The organism is Vagococcus sp. (assembly GCF_052102835.1).
GTDB lineage: Bacteria > Bacillota > Bacilli > Lactobacillales > Vagococcaceae > Vagococcus.
Window position 1 is genome coordinate 1 of the sequence record NZ_JBQEIL010000010.1, and the last position, 19,394, is coordinate 19,394.

The window sequence follows — 19,394 nt, forward strand, 5'->3', positions numbered from 1 at the left end:
GTAGCGCATGACTGTTAATCATGATGTCGTAGGTTCGAGTCCTACTGCCGGAGTTCTATATTCGGTTTAAAAGACAATTTTATTGTCTTTTTTTGATTCTGATGGTTCTAGTTCTTTGTCAAATAGAACTGATAGGAAATTTTTGGTCAAAGGATGAATTTGAGAGTTTTCTCAGATTCATCCTTTTTTGCGTTATTTAATCGTAATCAGCTGATTGATTAAAAAGATTTAAATCTTCATGCTTCTGAATGATTTAAAAGAATAAGAAATATATTTTTTATATCAAAAATAAAAATAGGGCTGATAAGAATTTTAAATTCTCATCAGTCCTATTTATTATAGAGCCAAAATTCTCATCAGCTTTATTTAGTTGGTTTTTTTATTAATATTATAGTCATTTTTAAAAATGTTATGAATATCTTTTGTTAATTTTTCAATGAATGACTGTGTAGCAGGATTTAATAAATATTGTTGTTTTACAAGATAAAAGGGTTGTAGTTCATTAAAATTATTTAATTTGATTTGAGATATTTTTTTATTATTTAAATCATGATGAATGGCAGCTTCATAGAAAAAGGCAATAGATTGACCTTTTTTTACCAGTGATTTTGCGAGTTTGATATTACCAACCGTCTGTCGATTAATAAAATCATTAATATGTAAGTTGAAAGAATGAAGTTTATTATTGATCGCATCTTGTAAACCAGAACCATCCTCTCGAATGAGCAACTTTTCATCCTTGATATCGTTAATATCTACCGTTTGGTTAGCCAAATGGTGATTATTAGAGCAGGCTAGAACGATTCGATCAGTATAGAAAATATCCTTAACAAATAAATCATCATCAACTGGTCCTGAAATTAAAGCTAAATCAATTTTATGTGTTTTTAAAGCACTTAAAAGATGATCAGTATGATCAACCATTAAAGAAATATTAACCATAGGGTATTGATCGCTATATTCCTCAATGATATTAGAAATTAAATATTCACCAATCGTTTTACTTGCACCAATTGTTAAAGTTGTTTGATTATTCAAAGATTGTTTAATTTGATTTATTTGTGATTGTAACTGTTTAATTTTATCGTAGAGATATAAGCCCTCATTAGTGATGCTGACGACACGATCATCGTATCGAACGAGTGTTGTATTTAGTTCTTTTTCAATAAACTGAATATGTTTTGTGACAGCAGGTTGTGTAAAATTAATTATTTCAGCGGTTCTAGTATAGCTTTTGGTTTCAACCAAAGTCACAAATGTATTGTATCGGTAGTCTAGCATAAATCTCCCCTAATTCTATTGATTTGATTATCTCAATTATAGTATAAAAAAAGCCTTTTAGTAAGTGCTATAAAATCAATCATAATCTTTTGTTATAGCACTATGACAATTCATTATTTTATTTTTGTGAAATAATGTACTAATATTATTTGTGTAGTCATTAACAAGAGGAGGAATAAAGTTGAAACAGGAGAATACGTTACAGAATGAAGGGTTTGCCTGGTCACAACCGATTATTGCAATCATTATTGTGATATCATTAACAATCTTTGGTAGTATGATTGGGCATGAAAAAGCTGTTTTACCTATTCAATTATTTTCAGGTGTTTTGTTAGGAATAGTTTTAACACGCTCACGTTTTGGTTTCGCAGGTGGGATTAAACGAATTTATGTTAGAGGAGAAGGTAGTTTAACAAAAGCATTGTTGGTTATGCTATTTTGTACCATGTTATTATTTTTAGGTATTCAGTGGTTTTCAGCTCAGAATGGTGCGATTCCAGCCTTTCAAGCTGCAGAAGGACAAGCGATTATCCCTGGTACTCAAAATGTTCACTTTGCCAATTTAGCAACGGTTCTAGGTGGTATTTTGTTCGGGATGGGCATGATATTTGCTGGAGGATGTGCATCAGGAACCTTAACGGATATGGGGGAAGGTGAAGGCCGAGCAATGTTTGTTTTTATTTTCTTTATTTTAGGTTCTGCACCGGGAGAATGGGCACGATATACATTTGATCAGGGAACTTTCGGTAAGATTGGTATTCAAGCTTACTTGCCAGAACACTTTGGTTTCTTTGGGGCTTTTGCGATTTCAATCTTATTGCTTTTAGCGATTTATTGGTTGGTTTTAAAATATGAAGCACGTCGTAAAGCGGAAGGAACCTATGCTAATCCACTTGGCGATTGGGAAGACTTTGAAAAGCCGTTAATAGAGGATGATTCAGAGCGAACATCACTCTTTAGTTTCCGTACTTATCATAAATTATTTATTGAACGTTTATCATTTAAAACGGGCGCTGTTTTGATTGCAATTATTTGTACTTTCATTTTATTGACAACAAATAAAGCTTGGGGAGTAACGAGTGCTTTTTCTAAATTAGAAGTAGCAGCTTTACAACTATTTGGTGTTGAATTTACATCACCTGCTTTTGCGAAGATTGTTGAGGATGTCAACGGTGGTTTATTACAAGATGGAGGAACCATCCGAAATTTTGGGATTGTTGCAGGTTCAGCAATTGCATTTCTTTTAGCGGGACGTTTTAAATTTGCAATGAAATTAAACAAAAGTGATCTTCCTTACTTTGTTGTTGGGGGGTTGTTGATGGGCTTTGGTGCTCGATTAGCCAAAGGATGTAATGCTGGTGCGATGTATTCAGCAATATCAACTTTTTCGATTTCAGGTTGGATTTTTACAGTAGCGATGGTAATTGGTGGTTTAATTAGTTTAAAAGTGTTTGCTGGTAAGATGTCATTGATTCCAGCCGCTAGAAATAAAAAATAAAGAGATATTATTAGGAGGAAGTTTTAATGAGTAAACGCGTATTAATTGTTGGTGGAGTTGCCGGTGGTGCTTCAACTGCTGCTAGAGTAAGAAGAATTGATGAATTTGCAGAAATTATTATGTTTGAAAGAGGACCACATGTTTCATTTTCAAACTGTGCTTTACCGTTTCACTTAAGTGGCATTGTGGAAGAAGCAGATAGCTTGGTCTTGATGTCGCCAGAAGTTTTCCACAAACAATATAATATTGATGCTCGAGTGAATCATGATGTGATTAAAATTAACGCTGATAAACAAACTATTATTGTTAGGAATGTATTAACTGGTGAAGAAACTGAGGAACATTATGATGAATTAATGGTTTCACCAGGTGCGAATCCAATTTTACCTGCAAGTATCAAAGGGATTGGTTCGGATCATGTCTTTACTGTTCGTAACGTTCCAGACATCGATCGTATTAAAAAATACTTAGATACAAATGCAATTAAAGATGTAGTCGTTGTCGGAGCCGGATTTATTGGGTTAGAAGTAGCAGAAAACTTAGAGATGGCAGGGAAACACGTCACAGTTGTCGAAGCTGCTAATCAAGTGATGGCTCCATTTGATCATGATTTTGCTCAGTTATTACATAAAGAAATAATTGATAATAAAGTAGACTTGGTTTTAGAAGATGCGGTTAAAGCAATTTATTGCGATAAAGTTGTTTTAGAATCAGGAAAAGAAATACCAGCAAAAGCTGTGATTATGGCGATTGGAGTGACACCAGAAGTTGAATTAGCGAAACAAGCAGGTTTAGAAATTGGTGTAACGGGTGGAATAAAAGTCAATCAACATTACTTAACGTCAAAACCACATATTTATGCAGTAGGAGATGCGATTGAAACGTCTCATTTTATTACGAGAAAACCAACGCGTTTAACTCTAGCAGGGCCAGCGCAACGTCAAGCTCGTGCAGCAGCAGATCACATGTATGGTAAAGCACACCGAAATACAGGAGTCATCGGTTCTTCAGTCATTCAGTGCTTTGGCTTAAACGCAGCAGCAACAGGTTTGAATGAAAAAGAGTGTCAACGTGAAGGAATTGCTTATCAAACAGCTTATGTGATTCCAAAAGATAAAGTTGGTTTAATGCCGAATGCGCGTCCTCTATTTTTTAAATTAATTTTTGCAGATCCTTCCGGTGATATTTTGGGAGCACAAGCGATAGGTGAGGGAAATGTTGATAAACGAATTGATGTGATTGCAGCGATGATTATGAATCATGCAAATCTTGAAGATTTAAAAGAATTAGAATTATCTTATTCTCCAATGTTTGGGACAGCTAAAGATGTAGTTAATATGGCTGCTTTGGTTGGTTTAAATGTCTTGAATGGTGAATACAAGCAAATTCCAGTGACAGAAATTCGTGGTCTAGTTGAAAAAGGAGCGTTTATCATTGATGCTCGTGAAGTACATGAATACGCCGAAGGACATATTAAAGGGGCTGTCAGCATTCCATTTAGTGAGTTTAGACAACGTTTGGATGAAATTCCAACCGATCAACCAGTCTATGTTCATTGTTTATCTAGTCAACGAAGCTACAATATGGTAAAAGCTCTACAAATGCGTGGTTTTGATAAGGTCTATAATCTAATGGGGTCATTCTTAGGACTATGTGTTTATGAATATTTTACCGATCAACAAACAGGTCGTGAACCAATTGTGACAAATTATCGTTTTGATTTACTTTAAAAAATAAGATAAAGGAGGTGTTGATAAAACAGGATGTTTTATCACAGCTCCTTTTATAATAAGGGCAAAAAAGATAGGAGTTAAGTCATGAAAAAAGACAAAACAAAAAAATATAAACGCTATACCTATTTAACGTGGCTTGTTATTATTTTAGCGTGGTTTTTAGCGACTCATTTTAAATTGATTTCGTCTCAATTAGTCCCTTCTCCTTTGGAAGTAGTTCGAACATTTATCAGTATTTTAAAGGAAGGGTATAACGGAACAACATTTTGGGGACATGCGGGTATTAGTCTCTATCGTTTGGTCATTTCTTCAAGTTTAGCTCTTATAACTGCCATTCCATTAGGTTTATTAAGTGGCTATTTCCCTAAATTTCGAGCGATTATCGATTCGGTCGTTCAATTTTATCGCCCGTTGCCACCATTAGCGTATTATACATTATTAATTTTATGGTTAGGAATTGATGAATCATCAAAAGTAACGTTACTCTTTCTAGCAGCTTTTGCTCCTATTTATTTAGCTTGTGTCTCAGCAGTTGGTAAGATAAATCCAGATTTTATTCATAATGCTGAATCTTTAGGTGCAAGTAAACAAGCAGTTTTTTTAACGGTTGTTTTGCCGAGCTGTTTACCAGAAATATTTACAGGCTTGAGAACCGCAGTTGGTGTCGCTTATACAACATTAGTTTCAGCTGAGATGATTGCTGCAACGTCAGGTATTGGGTGGATGGTAATCGATGCTTCTCGTTACTTAAAAAGTGATGTCATGTTTGTTGGGATTATAATAATGGGCTTAACGGGTTTAGCCATTGATTTTGTTTTACGAAAATTAGAAGAAAAAATTGTTTTTTGGAAAGGGAAGGAAAGTTAATGCCTAAAAAGTTAAAACAACTTATAAGTATATTACTGCTGTTGTCTCTTTTTTTATTACTAGGAGCTTGTTCAGCTAAACCTCAATCAGCAACATCAAAAGAGAAACAACCTAAAGAAATTAGGATAGGAATGATTAGGGTTCCTAACGATAAGCAAGTAGCAAAAGCAGAAGGTTTTTTCAAAAAACATTTTGAAGATAAAGGAATTAAAACAAAATTTATCTTTTTTGATTCGGGAGTTGCTGCCAATCAAGCATTTGTTTCAAACAGTATTGATTTCGCTGAGATGGGTTATACAAATGGAGTGGTGGCACTAGCAACAGAAGTACCAGTTGAATTAGTTTGGATTCATGAAGTTTTAGGAGGAAACGAAGCTTTAGTCGCTCGAAAAGGAGCAAAGATTAAAAAAATAAAAGATTTAAAAGGAAAAAAAATAGCAACCCCCTTTAGTTCAACCTCTCATTTTAGTTTGTTACAGGCATTGAATGAAGCAGGGTTATCTCATCAAGAAGTGACACTTTTAGATATGCAAACAAGTGAGATTGTTGCCGCTTGGGAACGTGGTGATATTGATGCTGCTTACACGTGGGAACCCACTTTGTCTAATTTAAAAAAGACTGGAAATACGTTGATTGATAGTAAAGAGTTAGCAAAAAAAGGGTATATGACGACTAATATTGAACTTGTTCATCAAAGCTTTGCTGAGGAATATCCAGAATTAGTAAGTGAATTTTTATTAACCTTGAATGATGGTGTCATGAGTTACCAAAAAGAGCCTAAAAAAGCTGCTGCAAGTACTGCTAAGGAATTAGAGTTATCAACTGAAGAAGCACTTGGACAAATGGAAGGAACAACGTGGGTCCCACTAGAAAGCCAGATAACAGCTGATTATCTTGGAACACAAACAAAGCCCGGACAGTTTCATCACGTTTTTTTTAAGACGGCTCAATTTTTAAAGGAGCAAGGCTCTATAAAAAAAGAATTGACAGAAAAAGAAATTTCAGAATTTATTAACCCTTCTTATGCTGAGAATGCAATGAAAAAAATAAAGGAGTGAGAATGATGACGACCAAACTTCCGTTAATTGAATTACAGAATGTTTCACAAACTTTTTCTAGTACAAATGAAGCTTTAAATGTTTTACATGAAATCAATTTAGAAATTGAAACAGGTGAGTTTGTTTGTGTCATTGGTCCCTCTGGTTGCGGTAAAAGTACGTTATTAAAAATGCTGGCAGGCTACTTATTACCAACAGATGGTTCTTGCGTAATGAAAGGTGAAAGCATCAAAGGACCTGATAAAAGAAGAGGGGTTGTTTTTCAATCTCCCACCCTTTATCCTTGGTTGACAGTTGAAAAAAATATAGAATATGGTCCTAAAATGGCCAAAATAGCGCCGAAAGAGATTAAGAAAAAAAGTGAACACTATCTGGAAGCAGTTGATTTAACTGATTTTAAAACGGCTTATCCTTTTGAATTATCAGGAGGAATGAAGCAACGTGTAGCAATTGCGCGAGCGCTAGTTAATGAACCTGAATTAATCTTGATGGACGAACCCTTTAGTGCACTAGATGCAATCACCCGTTTATCAATGCAACAATTGCTAAGGAAAATGTGGTACGAATCAAAACAAACGATATTTTTAATTACTCATGATATAGAGGAAGCTTTGAAATTAGGAACACGTATTTTAGTAATGTCAAAAAATCCAGGCGAAATTATAATGGAAAAACGCGTCGACTATACGAATCATTTGTTACGTGAGCCCAATTATGAATTGCTTGAAGACCCTCAATTTCAAGCAGATAAGCTAAGTTTACTCAATCAAATTGCTTAAAAAATTTTCCCAATGAATAATTAAATTTAACTAAAATAAAATGAGGCTAATCTTCTAGAGACTAGCCTCATTTTGTTGTTTATCTTATCTTATTTTAATTTTTCCAAACGGTAAAAGCGCCACAACATAAATGATTCAAAAAGTGCTAATACTAAGCAAACAAAAGCGGTTAAAAGGATTGCTTTCGCTTCCCATTTAAAAGCATCGTATAAGCCAACGGAAGAAACAACGCCAAGTAAAAAGAAGCTCACAACAAATAGAAAGTGACTTGCTTTTTTCTTACTCTCTCTATTTTTAGTGGTCAAATAATCATATAAGTTAGAGGCTAATCCTTTTAAGTTTCCGGTTGTAAAAAGATTGGTATAAGCGATTCCATTAATTTTATCAAATGAAATCCACTGGATTGCCGCTGTAAACGAAATTAGAATAGTGACGAGTGCTGGGTAATGATTAATCGGAGTTAAACTAATTAAAAAAAAGATAAAAGCTTCATAGTAAAGAACAATTAAACGCCAAGTATAGAATTTTTTTGAGCGACAAAAGTCAATGAGGAACTTAGCTGATAAGATACCCAAGAAAAAGAAAAAAGTCGAAAGAAGTTTTTTCCCTACATCTGTCCACTGTTGATCAAAAGCTTGAATAATTGCCATTACTAGATTTCCAGTTTGGGCAGTAGCAAAAGTCCCATAATGAATATAGGTATAGCCATCCATCGCCCCACCAATAAACGCAAGAGTCAGACCGACTAAGCGATCTTCATGAAAATTTTTTAACAAAAGAACCACCTTCAACTATTTATTATCTACTATGCTATTAGTTTAGCACAAAATAATAGCATTGTTTTAACTATTTTTATGCTACATAATAAAAAAAACAGCAAAAAATAAAAATCTTTCTGAGATTTTTATTTTTGCTGTTTTGATTATACCACCATCATTTTCTAAACCAACGGAGATAAACAGTAAGAGAAAAAACAGTTAAGAGGGCAAAACCAAAGTTTGATAGCCAGGCTTGTCCATTTTCTCCAGTTTGTGGTAGTAACTTAGTATTTCCCATAGGAACCCTTTTATAGGTAATTCCTCCGGGTTGACTATTATGATTTGAATTATTATTTTGATTGTTGTTATTCTGATTATTCTGAGATGGGATTTTATGTCCTTTGACAACGACCTTCGTTTGTTGGTCTTTTTTGATGGTAAAATTAAAGCGATTATTATTTATTTCGTAGCCTGTTGGAGCGTTTGTTTCTTTCAAATAATAGTTACCTTCTTTCAAATCATTAAAAGTAACTTCTCCTTTGCTATTCGTTGCTAAATTTTGAGCTATTGCGACACCATTATCTTGAAAGATTGAGAAGGCTGCTCCTGCAAGACGAATTTTATTATTATTGTCATCTTCTTTGATGATTAGGAGGGTTCCTTTAGACGTATTATCAATAATCGGAGCTTTTTTCTTTTTATTCTCAAACACTAAGTCTATTTTTTCATTTTCAATTTTACCAGAAATGCTGAATGACTGTTTGAGATTTTTAGGTAACTCGTATTGGTTAGTCGTTTTAGTCTGTTGTACATAATAACTGCCTTTTTTTATATTTTTAAGAGTCGTTTTTCCATAAGCGTCTGTTCGAAGCGTATTAGAAAGTAATTTATCATTATTGTCGTATAAACTAAAAATAGCATCTTTAATTTTTACAGTCGGTTTACCTTCTTCAGCAACTTCGATTGTAAGAATCCCTTCAAAATCTTCTTTTGCATCTGGTTTTTCGATATTAGTCCCCTCGCTATGTCCAACAGTTGATTCTGCCGAAGCAGCGATATCTCCATCAATAGTAGGATCTTTTTGAGAAACAGGTAAAATAGGATTGATATTATTTAAAACAGGAGTAATGATTTCCTTTTCATTTTCTGGAGTATTCACTGCTTTAGGTTGAATAATCCTAGCATCAGGGGCAATAATCTGTCCTTGCCACTCTGTATCAAAAGTTATCTTTTTATCATAAAAGGCATCCTTTTGAGCAAAAATCCAAAAAAGTTGCTTGTTAATTTTATCATTGTTTAATGTTTCAATCGTTAATTGACGGCGAACGATTAACTCACTCTCTTTTTTTGCTTCGACGATGATAAACACTTTTTGTGCTTCTGTTAACCCAATGATCTTTAAAGAGCCATCAACTTCTAAAATCTCAGAAGGCATTTCAATTAAAATAGTTTCCTTTTTTTCTTTAACATCAATAATCACTTCTTTTTTATTATCCGTATCTTTTAAAGAAAAATCTGGATTATTCATTTGTCTTTTATCTAGAAGAGCCTCGAATTCATCTTCTTTGATATTTTCTTTGGCAGCTTTTTCTTTAATCAGGTCTTTAAAAGGAACTTGAGTCCCAACAATAAAACGATTGAAAATATTAAAATTCATTCTATTTAAATCAAGAGAATGTGCTTGTGCATTTAAAGGTATCACTCCAATTAAGAATGTTAAGAGTGTGGCTCCAAAAAATAACTTAACCCTTTTTTTCATTTTAAAACTCCTTTCATTTAAAACGTTACTTTTATTATAAAGGTGTTTGTAATACATTACAAACTAAAATGTTCATTTTTGTCTAAAAAAGTGAAAACCTTTACTTAAAAATCAATTTTAGGTATGTTTAATTAGTATCTGTTGTTTTAAAAAAGACTAATCCTTTTTATTTAGCGACTCATACTAACTATATGTATATTATTATGATTATTTTATGAATTTAATGTTCGTTTTTAAGGTGTGAAACTTGAATTTTTATTTTAAAGGGACTATAATAAAACATATAAAGGAGAGAGGAGTTGGAATAAAATGAAAAATAAGAAGCAAATTAAACTTTTGATTGGGGTTTTAGTTCTATTTATAATCAGTTTTTGTTCATTAAATGTAGTTAAAGCTGAAAAAATAGAACAAGACGATTTATCAACCCTAAAGCAAGCTAAAGTAATATCAAATCGTGATAAAAACCTAATCATTGATGTAGTTGCTTCTAAAGATCAACCCTACTTAAAAATCCCTTCGTCTTATTTGAAAAATAAAGACAAAGTAACTTTTAAAGGAATAAAAAACAGTCAAAAAATATCGATTTTAATTGATAATAGTCAAAAGAGTATTGAAAAATTATTAATTAATTTTCAAGTAGATGCGATTGGTTTATCCAAAGTTGAGATGGGAAGACAGTTGAGTTGGATTTTTGTAAGTAACTTAGAAGAAAAATTAGTTTTTAAGTCTGAATTGCCCGGTAAGATTAGTTTAGTAGATATACCAAAGATGACATCAGATAAAAAAGAGAAGAATCATCAGGTTCAAGAAATAACAGAAAATAAAGAAGACTTAATTTCTAATAAAAATAGCTTGAATGCCTTAGAACTAAATGAGGATAAGAAGGTTACAAGATTTGGAAATAAGTTACCCGTTCAAAAAGAAGAAAGTCTTGTTAATATTGTTAGTAGTCATGAGGAAGAAACAGAAGATATTGATAGACCCTCAACGAGTAGTGATGGGACAGAAGAAACTGCAAATCCTGATAAAGATGAAAATACATCATCAAGTGATGGGCAGGAAAACCCAGGTGGGTCACTTCCTAATGAAACTGTTGGCGAAAGTGTGGTTACTATTTATTGTATTGATATAGAGGATGAAAACGTACGATTAGCGGGAGCTGTTTTTACGATATTTGATGCCAATCATACGATAGTTCAAGATGATGTAACAACAAGTGAAGATGGTTATATTGTCTCTAAGAAACTAAAAGAAGGTAACTATTATATTAAACAAAAAAAAGCACCACAAGGTTATTTGTTTGATGAAGATAAAAAATACGATTTTAGAATAAAAAGTAGTTCAATGCAACAAATTTATGTAGAAAATAAATTAGACGATAGCAGTGTACCTGGCGAAAAACCTCAAGATACAGATTTTGGAGCAATTATGATAGTTAAAGTGAATGAGAAAAATACTGAAGAACGATTAGCAGGAGCAACGTTTGCTATTTATAAAGAGAGCGGTGAACTTTATGAGGATGAGGAAATCGTGACAAATAGTGAGGGTGAAAGCTTACTATTGGACCTTCCGTTTGGTAACTATTATTTAATAGAAACAAAAGCACCACAAGGTTATCGTTTAAATAGTGAAAAACATTATTTTACGATTGATGAAAATAATAAAAGTTCCAAACTCGAACAAATTGTTGTGATGGGGTTGAAAGAAACCGATTCGACGGATGCTTCGTCAGCTAATAGTGGTCCTACTGGAAAAACAAGCACGACTTTTTTAGAAAGTGATGGCACTGCTACAACAGAGACGCCCTCCATTTCTTCAGGTGCAACGAATAGAAAGTCACCATCAAGAAGCCAAGGGGAATATTATCAAGTTTCTAATGGAGATCAAAGTCAACAGCAGACGCCAGGGACTATAAAATATCTACCACAGACTAATGAAGAAGATGAAACAGGAATGGTTGTTGCAGGTTTAATAGTTTTTACTATAGTCTCATTAATTAGTTATGGACGATTTTTGAAAAATTAGTCTCAACTTAGTTTAGCATAATTGGTTTTGATAGACATCGTGTCAACTTAGTTTTTATGTTATTTAAGTTAGATTGGTTAGATTATAAAAATAGTTAGAAGAATCATCGAAACAGGAGGTTACATAAAAAAGTGTAATCGATGATTATTAAGAAAGGATAGGATGAAAAATGGATAAGGAAAAAATGTCGCGTTTTAGTTTTTTCGCAATGACAGCGTCGCTATTTATTACAGTATATGAGTATCCAACTTTTGCTGAGTCAGGCAAAACGTTAATATTTTTCCTACTGTTGTGTGGTATCGCCTGGTTTTTACCTGTTGCGCTTTGTTCAGCTGAAATGGCGACAGTTGAGAAATATAAGGAGGGAGGAATTTTTGGTTGGGTTGGTCATAGCTTAGGCGAAAAATATGGATTTGCAGCATTATTCTTCCAATGGTTTCAAGTCACAGTAGGTTTTGTAACCATGATTTATTTTATTATTGGTTCATTGTCTTATGCACTTGATTTTAAAGCTTTAAATGATAATCCCGTTATCAAATTTATTGCTGTTGTAGTCATCTTCTGGTTAGTTACATTATTACAATTACGAGGAACTGCATTTACAGCAAAAATGGCGAAAGCTGGATTTATCTTTGGGATAGTTATTCCAGTATTGATTTTACTCGTCTTAACATTGAAGTATAAATTTTCAGGGCATGCTTTTTCACAATCCTTTTTAGATAAAAGTTTTTTACCAACTAAATCTGATTTTCCAGCACTGGTTACTTTTATGCTTGCTTATATGGGGGTTGAGGCATCTGCACCCCATATCACACAACTAGACAATCCTAAGAAAAATTATCCAATGATTATGGTTGCTTTGGTTATTGTTGGTATTATTCTAAGTACTATTGGTGGAGCCGCTGTCTCAATGGTTGTACCTGGAAGTGAGTTATCACTCAATAGTGGTGTGGTTCAAGCCTTTGAAAAATTAATTTTAGATAATAATCATCATTTAGTTTGGATTGTTAAAGTTCTAGCTGTTTTATTAGCATTTGGGGTAACGGCTCAAGTTAGCTCATGGACAGTGAGTCCAACTGAAGGGCTACGTTTTGTTGCTGATAAAGGCTTATTACCAGCTAAATTTAAAGAAGTTAACAAAGCAGGAGTACCTGTTCCATTGTTAATAGTTCAAGGTATTTTAGTCACAATTTGGGCAGCAGTCCTAACTTTTGGTGGTGGTGGTAACAACGTCTCATTCTTAACCGCTATTTCATTGACTGTTATCATTTATCTTAGTGCTTATGTTTTGTTATTCGTTGGTTACTTCACGTTAGTTTTGAAAAAAGACAATCAAAAATTAGAACGTGCTTACCAAGTTCCGGGAGGACAAAAAGTAAAAGTTTTACTAGCTAGTGCAGGATTAATTTTATCAGTATTAGCAATTATTTCTTCATTTATTGCTCCTAAAGAGCTACATGCGAGTCAAGCTCATACTTATATACTCACATTAGCTATCAGTTTTATTATTACGTTACTTGTACCTTTCGTTTTCTATCGTTTTTACTATGAGAAAAAGAAAGCGAAACAGTAGACTTGCTAAAGCAAGTGTTAGGAGGTAAAAAAAATGAACATGGTTAAACAAGAATTTAAACATATTTTTAAAAATAAAATTCTTTTAATATCAGTGATTGCCATCACTTTTATCCCCATTCTTTATGCCGGTTTCTTTGATAAATCTGTTTGGGATCCCTATGGGCGCGCCAAAGATTTACCAGTGGCTGTTGTGAATGAAGATGTGGAAACGGAAATGTTAGGGCAAAAAGTAGATGTCGGAAAACAAGTGGTAGATCAACTTAAGGAAAATAAAGATTTGAAATGGGAGTTTGTTTCTAAAGAAAAAGCAGATAAAGGTATGAAAGATTTATATTACTATATGATTATTGAAATACCGAAAGATTTTTCTAAAAACGCAACAAGTCTTTTAGACAAAAATCCTCAGAAAATGAATATCACCTATACAACGAATGGTTCTTTGAACTATATCGGTGAAGAAATATCAGAAATCGGTGCGACGACTTTAAATTCCCAAGTTCGAGATAATGTAACAGAAGCATATGTTACTGCTCTAAACGAAGTTGGAAAAAAGGCAGTTCAGGGTATTGGTGAAGCAGCGAGTGGTTCTAATCAATTAGCAGCAGGCTCTGTAGAGTTAGGTTCAGGGCTAGGTGAATATACAACAGGTGTGGGCAGTGCTCACTCTGGCTCTAACCAATTAGCACAAGGAACCTCACAACTTGCTGGAAATATTGGTCCGTTATCTGGTGGTGTTTCAAAATTAACAGATGGAGCGAGTCAACTGAATAATGGCTTAGGGACGATTAATCAGCACTTACAACCATTGTCTGTTCAAGCTACACAATTAAAAGTGGGCTTAGACGAGTTAAGTGAGGGGAGTCGTAATTTAGAAACAGCTTTAGCCAATGTTGAAGGGTCAATGGGCCAGTCTTCAAAAGATACGATTGAAGCAAATATTAACCAAATTAATAATGATTTAGATCAGATTTTATCTCATGTGAATGAGTTGAATCAGGTTAGTTTGAATGCAGCACAGGTGACAACTGATTTACAACAAGTCAGTACAGACTTAAATCATTTAGAAGCAAATATTGTTGCTGATTCATCAGCGGTTCAAACGAATATCACTTCATTAATTAATGCGCAAGATACAATCGATGAAGGGATTAGAAATGAATTAATTCATTCAATCAATCAAGAAGTTACCCAATTTGAGAATAATATTAATGAAAAAATCTCAAGTGAAACAGCTAAGGCTACACAGGGATTAGATCAAGCGATTGCTTCTTCAAATGCTTTAGTGGAACAAACCAATGCTTTAAGTGAGCTAACTTCAGGGTTGGCTAAACAAAGTGAGCATTTATCAGCTTCGATTGCAGAAGTTGAAAAAGGAACCAATGAAATTTTGGGTACACTTGGTATCGTTCCATCCTCAGCAAGTGTCAATCAATTAGTGGGTGGCTTAGAAGTTTTAACTGCCAAAGCTGATCAAGTGATGGCTTTATCGCCTAAAGCTTTTGCTGGAGCAGATCAATTAGCAGGAGGCAGTAATCAATTGAGTGATGGTTTAAATCAGTTATATGGTCAAATGCCGACACTTTCAAGTGGTGTGAATCAGTTAAACAGTGGAGCAGGTCAATTGCAAAGTGGTTTAGGTGAGTTAAATAAAAATTCACCGGCGCTCATGTCAGGAATTAGTCAACTTAAAGATGGTTCAAAAGAATTGGCTACTGCTTTAGATGAAGCAAGTGAAATGGGAGCTAAAGTTAAGTTAAATGAAAAAAATATTAACATGTTCTCAGATGCTACCAAATTAACAAACAAGAAATATAGTAGTGTATCGAATTATGGTGAAGCTTTAGCACCTTATATTATGTCACTTGCATTATTTGTTGGCTGTTTAGTCTTTAACTTCGTCTTTCCAATTCGTCGTGTGTCGATCAAAGGCCAGAGTAGTCGTGATTGGTGGTTAAGTAAAGTGGCAATTGGTTTTGTTGTTTCGACAGGAATGGCATTAATCGAAGCAACCATCATGATTGCTTTGAAATTACAAGTCGATTATTTAGGTAAATTTTACTTGATGGCACTGATAAGTGCATGGAGCTACATGTTCATTGTCATGTTCCTAGCGATGACCTTTGATAATCCAGGACGGTTTATCGCGATGATATTACTCGTATTGCAGCTCGGAGGTGCGGGAGGAACATTCCCAATGCCTTTAACAAATGGATTCTTTAATGCTATTCACCCCTACTTACCAATGTCTTATTCAATCTATGGTCTAAGAGAAGCCATTTCAGGTGGAATTGGTCAATCGATGTTCAATAAAAGTACAATTATATTAGTAGTAACGTTTATTGTTTTCGTTATTCTTTTAAGATTATCGATGGCTTGGCTCCAAAAACGTCACGAAGAAGGCATTTCAGAGCTGGATGACAATCAGATGTTACAAGAATTAGAAAAATAAATAGAAAAAAGAAGAAAGAAGTGGTTAATTATGTGTACAAGTATTCATTTAAAAACAAAGGATCAACGTCATTTATTATCAAGAACGATGGACTTTGCCTTCCCCTTAGAGGCCAGACCAACTTTTTTACCAAGAAATTATCAATGGAAATCTAGTGTGAAATCCCATGACTATAAGAATCAATATGGTTTTGTTGGGGCAGGTCGTTTATTAGGAACCTCTTATTTTGTAGCGGATGGTGTCAATGAAAAAGGTTTAGCCGCAGCAGAATTATACTTGCCAGGTGAAGTATCTTATCGTAAAAATGCTAAGGAAGGTGCTCTTAATCTAGCACCACATGAATTTATCATTTGGTTGTTAGGCACTTGTGCAACGATTGCAGAATTAGAAGAAAAAATTGACAAGATACATCTTGTTGGAAAAGAAGCACCTGTTTTAAACACAGTGACTCCCCTTCACTGGATTATTACAGATTTAACAGGACGTTGTGTGATTATTGAGCCAACTGAAATTAAACTTGTGATTAAAGAAAATCCTGTTGGAGTGTTAACAAATACGCCTTATTTTGAGTGGCATGTTGATAATTTACGTAACTATTTACATGTTCAACCAGAACAATATAAAGTCAAACAATTTGGTGATTATATTGCTCGCCCATTCTCACAAGGAACTGGAACTTTAGGGTTACCTGGTGGCTATACACCGCCAGAAAGATTTATCCGAGCAGCCTTCTTCAGACAACATATCGAAGAGGCTAATAATGAAGCTGAAGGAGTGATGAACGCTTATCATGTCTTAGCCACAGTTCGTATCCCAAAAGGCATTGTGATTGATCAAGATGGACATTCAGATTATTCACAGTATGTAGGAACAATGTGTAATGAGTCTCAAACGTACTATTTTACTGATTATAGTAACGCACACATTACTAAAGTTTCTCTAAATGCTGAACTATTAGCAAACTCAGAACCAAAAACATTTAATATTGAAAAAATCGAAGCGATTACAGCTTTAAATTAAGGAGAATTTTAATGAAAAAACAAACAGGAACTAAAAGTGAAGAATTAAGAAACTTTGAAGCAGCAGAAGCAGCACCGATTTTTGGATCAGTTCAATCACGTGAAGATATTATTATGAAAAAACTACACAAAGATCCAGTACCAGCAGAACTTGCGTATCGTTTAATTAAAGATGAATTAATGGATGAAGGAAATGCTCGCCAAAATTTAGCGACGTTTTGTCAAACGTACATGGAGCCAGAAGCGACAAAATTAATGTCTGAAACCATGGAAAAAAATGCGATTGATAAATCAGAATATCCAGAAACGGCTGAATTAGAAACAAGTTGTGTGAACATCTTAGCTGACCTTTGGAATGCACCAGATCAAGACCGAGTGATGGGAACATCAACGGTTGGTTCGAGTGAAGCTTGTATGTTAGGTGGAATGGCAATGAAATTCCGCTGGCGTGAACATGCTGAGAAAAACGGGATTGATGTGAAAGCGAAAAAACCAAACCTTGTGATTTCATCTGGTTTCCAAGTTTGTTGGGAAAAATTCTGTGTCTATTGGGATATTGAGATGCGTGAAGTACCAGTAGATGAAAAACATTTACGTATTAATACCGATGTTGTGATGGATTATGTTGATGAATATACCATCGGAATTGTAGGTATCTTAGGGATTACTTATACAGGTAAATTTGATGATATTAAAGTATTAGATGAATTAGTATCAGAATATAACCGTAAAAATAATAGCAAGTTAGTGATCCACGTGGATGGTGCGAGTGGTGCGATGTTTGTACCTTTCGTTAATCCGGAATTGGCTTGGGATTTCCGACTTAAAAATGTGGTTTCAATCAATACATCAGGCCATAAATATGGTTTAGTTTATCCAGGTGTGGGTTGGATTTTATGGAAAGATAAAAAATATTTACCAGAAGAATTAATCTTTGATGTGAGTTATTTAGGTGGACATATGCCTACAATGGCGATTAACTTCTCAAGAAGTGCGAGTCAAATAATTGGTCAGTATTACAACTTCTATCGTTATGGTTTTAATGGCTATAAAGAAATTCACGAACGCACGAAAGAAGCAGCTATGACAATCGCTAAAGCAGTTGAAGCAACAGGGCTTTTCGATATGTATAATGATGGCGAAAATATTCCAATTGTTTGTTATAAACTAAAAGAAGAAGCAGATGTTGAGTGGACACTTTATGACTTAGCCGATCGTTTACAAATGAAAGGTTGGCAAGTTCCGGCATATCCGCTACCTAAAAATTTAGACAAAGTGGTCGTTCAAAGATTCGTTTGTCGTGCGGATTTAGGTCAAAACTTAGCCGATGCATTAGTAAGAGATTTTAACGAATGTTTAGATGAATTAAGCAAAGCTCGTATCCTTTATCATGATAAAGGTGATATTCATACACACGGATTTACGCATTAATTATAACTAAAAAAGAGAGGATGGCTGCAAATGTCAATTGAAAAAACAGAACAAAAAGAAGAGGTTGTTATCGACAAAATAGTTAAAACAATCAATAAATTAGACGCTACTTTAACATCTTTAGATGGAATTGAAGAAAGTGATAAAAAGCATACCCTGAAAAAATGGTATGAAGAAAAGAAAGCTATGCATGAAATTAAGAAAATTTTACATGAAGCAGGGCGTTATGAAAAGTACGATGAAAAAGAATTAGACCAATGGGATGAAGATTTAAATACGATTGTCTAAAGAAATAGAGAGAAATTTAATGATTAAAATGACAACTAATTTGTAGGAGGAAAACAACAATGAAAAAAATTAAATTAATAGGTGTTACTTTTGGTGTAGCCGTATTAGCATTAGGATTGGGCGCTTGTTCTAAACAAGAAGAAAAAGGGACCATTGAAAGTGGTAAAGTTGAAGAAACATCTGTTTCTCTAGATGATGGTGAAGCAGCTGATGTTGATGAAGTATCTTTAAAAGATGATGGTTCTTTTAAAGAAGTCGTAACAGGTAAAGAAGATCCAAAGATTAAATTTGAGGCTACTTATAAAACCGATTGGTCTGATGATACTTGGGATGATGTTGACTTTAAGATTGATAAAGTAAAAGTAGTTGAAGTGGATAAATTTAAGGATAAAGATAGTGATGAAACGTATCATGGTTTAATGGCAATGCACTATACTTTAAAAAATAATGGAACAGAAGATGTGGTTATTCGTCCAGATGAGGCTACCATTGTTTTAGATGACGGTAAAGAAATTAAAGGTGAACATTTCAGAGACACTTGGGAAGATATCTTTGAAAAAGATAAAGAAAAAGATGGTCATGTTCACTTCAAATTTGATAAAATTGACGAAATGGATAAAATTAAAACCGTTAAATTAGGCTTTAAAGGACACAAAAAAGGTAGCGAAGATGACAAGGTAGAACATACTTATGATGTTGAATTACCTTTAGAATTAGAAAAATAAATTGCCTCTTTAGGGTTAAGGTCAGAAATGACTTTAACTCTTTTTAGTATTGATGATAATTTTCGGTGTGCAAATGTTGATTTACAAGCAATTTGAAAGTGAAATTCACAAAAAAAGAGAAAGAGCTAGTTTAATCTTTAAAAAGGTGC

The 19,394-nt window shown here is 33.9% G+C and carries 15 protein-coding genes; 12 read left to right on the forward strand and 3 right to left on the reverse strand.

Features of this window, described 5'->3' with window-relative positions; all coding sequences use genetic code 11:
• Positions 1 to 366: 366 nt before the first annotated feature.
• Positions 367 to 1,281, reverse strand: coding sequence for a LysR substrate-binding domain-containing protein (locus tag ACTJFD_RS09590; protein WP_442261238.1), 915 nt, complete (start codon positions 1,279 to 1,281; stop codon positions 367 to 369).
• Positions 1,282 to 1,462: 181 nt separating this feature from the next.
• On the opposite strand from ACTJFD_RS09590, the gene ACTJFD_RS09595 reads away from it, so the two are divergent.
• From ACTJFD_RS09595 to ACTJFD_RS09615, 5 genes are all read left to right on the forward strand, one after another.
• The gene (locus tag ACTJFD_RS09595; protein WP_442261240.1) at positions 1,463 to 2,779 is read left to right on the forward strand and encodes a YeeE/YedE family protein; all 1,317 of its coding nucleotides are present in this window, start codon (positions 1,463 to 1,465) and stop codon (positions 2,777 to 2,779) included.
• A 26-nt stretch (positions 2,780 to 2,805) separates the two neighbouring features.
• Positions 2,806 to 4,509, forward strand: coding sequence for an FAD-dependent oxidoreductase (locus ACTJFD_RS09600; protein WP_442261242.1), 1,704 nt, complete (start codon positions 2,806 to 2,808; stop codon positions 4,507 to 4,509).
• Between the two features lie 87 nt (positions 4,510 to 4,596).
• Entirely contained in the window at positions 4,597 to 5,379 is a 783-nt protein-coding gene (locus ACTJFD_RS09605) for an ABC transporter permease (protein WP_442261243.1), read from the forward strand.
• Positions 5,379 to 6,437: a taurine ABC transporter substrate-binding protein gene (locus ACTJFD_RS09610; RefSeq protein WP_442261244.1), complete on the forward strand. Its 1,059-nt coding sequence runs from the start codon at positions 5,379 to 5,381 to the stop codon at positions 6,435 to 6,437. The genes ACTJFD_RS09605 and ACTJFD_RS09610 overlap by 1 nt, the downstream gene beginning before the upstream one ends.
• Before the next feature lie 5 nt (positions 6,438 to 6,442).
• Complete coding sequence (locus tag ACTJFD_RS09615; RefSeq protein ID WP_442261246.1) at positions 6,443 to 7,216, forward strand: ABC transporter ATP-binding protein; 774 nt, start codon at positions 6,443 to 6,445, stop codon at positions 7,214 to 7,216.
• A gap of 89 nt (positions 7,217 to 7,305) precedes the next feature.
• On the opposite strand, the gene ACTJFD_RS09620 is transcribed toward ACTJFD_RS09615, so the two are convergent.
• On the reverse strand, positions 7,306 to 7,992 hold the full coding sequence (locus ACTJFD_RS09620; protein WP_442261248.1) for a YoaK family protein: 687 nt from the start codon (positions 7,990 to 7,992) through the stop codon (positions 7,306 to 7,308).
• Positions 7,993 to 8,149: 157 nt separating this feature from the next.
• A complete protein-coding gene (locus ACTJFD_RS09625; protein WP_442261250.1) occupies positions 8,150 to 9,733 on the reverse strand; it encodes an MSCRAMM family protein in 1,584 nt (527 codons plus the stop codon).
• A 309-nt stretch (positions 9,734 to 10,042) separates the two neighbouring features.
• Here ACTJFD_RS09625 and ACTJFD_RS09630 point away from each other — a divergent pair, with 309 nt between their 5' ends.
• The 7 genes from ACTJFD_RS09630 to ACTJFD_RS09660 all read left to right on the forward strand — a co-directional run bounded on the left by ACTJFD_RS09630 (position 10,043) and on the right by ACTJFD_RS09660 (position 19,245).
• Positions 10,043 to 11,758, forward strand: coding sequence for an MSCRAMM family protein (locus ACTJFD_RS09630; RefSeq protein WP_442261252.1), 1,716 nt, complete (start codon positions 10,043 to 10,045; stop codon positions 11,756 to 11,758).
• A gap of 169 nt (positions 11,759 to 11,927) precedes the next feature.
• Complete coding sequence (locus ACTJFD_RS09635; RefSeq protein WP_442261253.1) at positions 11,928 to 13,331, forward strand: amino acid permease; 1,404 nt, start codon at positions 11,928 to 11,930, stop codon at positions 13,329 to 13,331.
• 33 nt (positions 13,332 to 13,364) lie between these two features.
• Positions 13,365 to 15,782 carry a YhgE/Pip family protein gene (locus ACTJFD_RS09640; RefSeq protein ID WP_442261255.1) on the forward strand — a complete coding sequence of 806 codons (2,418 nt, stop codon included), beginning with the start codon at positions 13,365 to 13,367 and terminating at the stop codon, positions 15,780 to 15,782.
• Between the two features lie 30 nt (positions 15,783 to 15,812).
• Entirely contained in the window at positions 15,813 to 16,802 is a 990-nt protein-coding gene (locus tag ACTJFD_RS09645; protein WP_442261256.1) for a choloylglycine hydrolase family protein, read from the forward strand.
• An 11-nt stretch (positions 16,803 to 16,813) separates the two neighbouring features.
• The gene (locus ACTJFD_RS09650) at positions 16,814 to 18,232 is read left to right on the forward strand and encodes a glutamate decarboxylase (RefSeq protein WP_442261258.1); all 1,419 of its coding nucleotides are present in this window, start codon (positions 16,814 to 16,816) and stop codon (positions 18,230 to 18,232) included.
• A 36-nt stretch (positions 18,233 to 18,268) separates the two neighbouring features.
• Positions 18,269 to 18,520, forward strand: coding sequence for a hypothetical protein (locus tag ACTJFD_RS09655; RefSeq protein WP_442261341.1), 252 nt, complete (start codon positions 18,269 to 18,271; stop codon positions 18,518 to 18,520).
• Positions 18,521 to 18,579: 59 nt separating this feature from the next.
• A complete protein-coding gene (locus tag ACTJFD_RS09660) occupies positions 18,580 to 19,245 on the forward strand; it encodes a hypothetical protein (protein ID WP_442261260.1) in 666 nt (221 codons plus the stop codon).
• Positions 19,246 to 19,394: the final 149 nt, after the last annotated feature.